The following is a 3,095-nucleotide window of genomic DNA, read 5'->3' as shown; positions in this document are numbered from 1 at the left end:
TACAACACAGGAGGGAAAATGACAACCTTTGAAACGCTCATGAGGACTCATAGTGACGACAAAACAACCAGAGTATTAGCAGGAGTGTAAAAGGCTATCACGGCGGGTCAAACTTTGCGACAGAACCATTTTTTCCCCTAAACTCCCTATCTTCGGTTAAATACGCTATTTTCTCAACACTAAATACATACAAAAACCGTTTGATTAATGCCTTGCGTTCTTCGGTATTGGAATTACCTTTCTTTGGTAATAATACCCAAAAGAGGGGTATGGTTAACCCTTCATGTGCCACGGCCAAGACCATAAAATTAATTTTCAGTATGCCAAAATTCCAGTTTGTGCGATCTATGCACAGCACCCAGGTTTCATCTGAGCAAAACCACTTGGCTATCACACGAGCGCATTGATCATAGTCTAGGGTAAAATCTCGAAGAAACCGTTGAAGCTGCTTATAATTCGATGTAGGCAAAGTGGTATCATAAAACACGTGGGCTATACGTGAGAGATTGACTGAACGAACCTTTACCAGTGCTAGAATAAATTGGGCTAGCAAGGTGACTCGGGCTTGATGTCAACCAAAAACCCCTTTAAGCTCCTTGGCTAGTGAGTTGATCTCTTTCATTGTTGTACAATTCTTAATGGTTTCGCAGCCTGAATTGAAATACCAGTGAAGGATCAATTCACTTCTAACCAATTGATTTTTCAAAGTTATTCAGCTTTCTGTTCTGTACATAGATACATTACCTAGCTTTTCAGCAAGGTTGAGTAAGCCGACTTTGTGTTTAATGACAGGATTACTAGAATGATACATTGAGAGTTACCTTTTGGTTTGATCTAAAGAGGTGACACCTTTAATCAAAGCGGGTAACTCTCTGTTTTCAAGTAAGAATTATCAGGTCAGATCGCGCCTAATACAATTTAACATACGAAACTAGCTTATTAGTTCAACTTAAATTATAACGTTAAACTTTATTCAGTCTCAATCTGTAAACTATGTTTTAATTCTTCTAAAACCTTAGGAGGAAGGGAGTAACTTATAGCCTTGTCACCAATTTCAATCACAAGTTTTGGCGGCTGACCTTCTTCAATAAAAACACGCTTTACCTTTTCAATTTTAGTCAGCTTTGATGGTAATTTGCCATCTATACTTTGCTTACTATCATCAAGAAGTTCTTTACTTGCCACTCTCAGTGTTTTCTTCAGCTTACCACCTTTCCATTTATCAACAAGCTTGCTGACAAGCTTTTCATTTTTTTTTGCAGCACGAGATAAGTTATATAGTGTTTCAACATCTTGTGTTTCATTGTTTAGTGACAGCTGTTTTATGCTTTCAGGCGCTTTTAGTAAGGAAAGGTGTTTACTTAAAGCTGCTTTACTCATCCCTAAAACTGAGGCTGCATAAGCTTGGTCAAGTTTTTTTGATTTACATATTTCAACAACACGTTTCATTGCTTCTGCATTTTCTATCGCAGGCACTTGCTCTCGCTTATTATTCTCATCTATTTGAATCAGTAATAGTAAAAGCTCATCAGAACTACCTGAGCGTATAACTGCAGATATCGTTGTGACTATTGTTGAATTGCTAATAGCTCGCCAACGACGCTCCCCTGAAATAATAGGATATTTTCCTTTGCCATTTTGGTTACCCACTAAGATAGGTTGTAACTGTCCTCTAGTTTCTATACTTAGTTGCAACTCTTTTAAAGTATGCTCATCAAATGTTTTACGTGGTTGGTTTGGATCAGGTTCCAACTGCTGAGGTGTGAGTTCTAAGTAACGACCTTCTTTTTTGGCTTTACCGATAATCGAGTCTGTTCCTGTATCTTCCAGTAAGCTATTAATATTTACTCCAGAATCATTTTTAGATTTGTTTCGTTTAAGCATGTCAGAAAATGAATTACCCATTTGCGCTTACTCTTTCCAAATACTCTTTAGTAAAATGTTGGAACTGTCTCGCCTGATCAGAGTTTTTCTTATACTCCAAGATTGATAGTCTCATGGCATGACTTTCTTTAATTTTTGCAGACTTAGTTATTTTCGCATCAAATAAGTAACTGTTATGCTTAGCTTTTAGATCATTGTAATAATGTTCTTCAACAAGTACCCGTTGTGCTGATACCTCATTGGCCAAAATACCTAAAAATTTAAGTTTTGGGTTCAATCTTCGCTTGGTATTGTTTGCAGTTTTTAACTGCTCCTCTAACCCCCTAACACTAAACTCATCTAAATGAGTTGGTATTAACAAATGGTCAGCAGTCATATGAGCAGCAGTTTGTAAAGCTCCAAATGAAGGTAGGCAATCTATAATAATTTCGTCATATTGCTTTCTTAAAGACTCAACATTGTCTTTAAATTCAAAGATTATTTCAAAAGGTCTTGTTGTAACTTCTGATAAGTGTTTGGTTGAGCCAATAATATGCAAAGTCTCATTGAGAGCATAAGGTTTAAATGATGCCTTTTCAGAATACAGCTGCATACAGTTCGATAAGCCAGGTATTGCAACTCCATCGTCTCCTATAAGCAAAACCTCCTCAGGTAATTCATCTCCAAAAACAGCCATGGTCAGATTACCTTGTGGGTCATTATCAACCAAAAGTACTCTCTTCCCCATTGAGGCTAAGTTTTTACCTAGATTAACTGCAACAGTAGTTTTACCTACACCGCCTTTTTGGTTACTTATGGCCGTTATGTTGGTCATATGCCCCCCATTCTAAGTTGATAGCGTATTAAACGGGATAAAATCGTGTTTAGGAAAGCCAAATTTTACATGCTAAACTCGTTGTATTTTCTTAGTTCCTTATAGTGTAACAACACCAGTTTCGCATGCGAAATTAATAGTGGATGTTTTTTGTACTTTATTTGTATCCAGAAGACATACTCACACCTCTAAATGACAGGCATCACTCAAGTAAGTGTCTCTTGTGACCTAGATGGTAATGATACCACCTATTGTGCTATAGCACCTAAGATGGTTCTGTCGCAAAAATTATTTAGCGTAAAAACAATCTTATTTTGGACACACTTAGCCTGCTAATGAGCAGAATTGTTCAAAAAGTGTTTTGTCTCTTGTCTCAGGGTTTGCCTGCGACGTTTTT

Annotated in this window: 2 protein-coding genes and 1 pseudogene; all 3 read right to left on the bottom strand. The window is 37.2% G+C overall.

Features of this window, described 5'->3' with window-relative positions; genetic code table 11:
* Positions 1 to 127: 127 nt before the first annotated feature.
* Positions 128 to 622 (bottom strand): annotated as a pseudogene (locus ACQ96U_RS27000) (IS4 family transposase); the annotation flags it as partial.
* Positions 623 to 969: 347 nt separating this feature from the next.
* Positions 970 to 1,905: a ParB/RepB/Spo0J family partition protein gene (locus ACQ96U_RS26995; protein WP_431724385.1), complete on the bottom strand. Its 936-nt coding sequence runs from the start codon at positions 1,903 to 1,905 to the stop codon at positions 970 to 972.
* The gene (locus ACQ96U_RS26990) at positions 1,898 to 2,698 is read right to left on the bottom strand and encodes a ParA family protein (RefSeq protein WP_431724384.1); all 801 of its coding nucleotides are present in this window, start codon (positions 2,696 to 2,698) and stop codon (positions 1,898 to 1,900) included. The genes ACQ96U_RS26995 and ACQ96U_RS26990 overlap by 8 nt, the downstream gene beginning before the upstream one ends.
* Between the last annotated feature and the right edge of the window lie 397 nt (positions 2,699 to 3,095).

Origin of the sequence: Zooshikella sp. RANM57, assembly GCF_050749885.1 — a bacterium.
In the GTDB taxonomy this organism is placed as follows: Bacteria; Pseudomonadota; Gammaproteobacteria; order Pseudomonadales; family Zooshikellaceae; genus Zooshikella.
Note: the sequence above shows the minus strand (reverse complement) of the source record. Positions and strands in the feature narration are given on the sequence as shown.

Excerpts from the sequence above, each read along its gene's own strand:
- ACQ96U_RS26995 (WP_431724385.1), bottom strand. The coding sequence starts at position 1,905 with ATGGGTAATTCATTTTCTGACATGCTTAAACGAAACAAATCTAAAAAT.
- ACQ96U_RS26990 (WP_431724384.1), bottom strand. The coding sequence starts at position 2,698 with ATGACCAACATAACGGCCATAAGTAACCAAAAAGGCGGTGTAGGTAAA.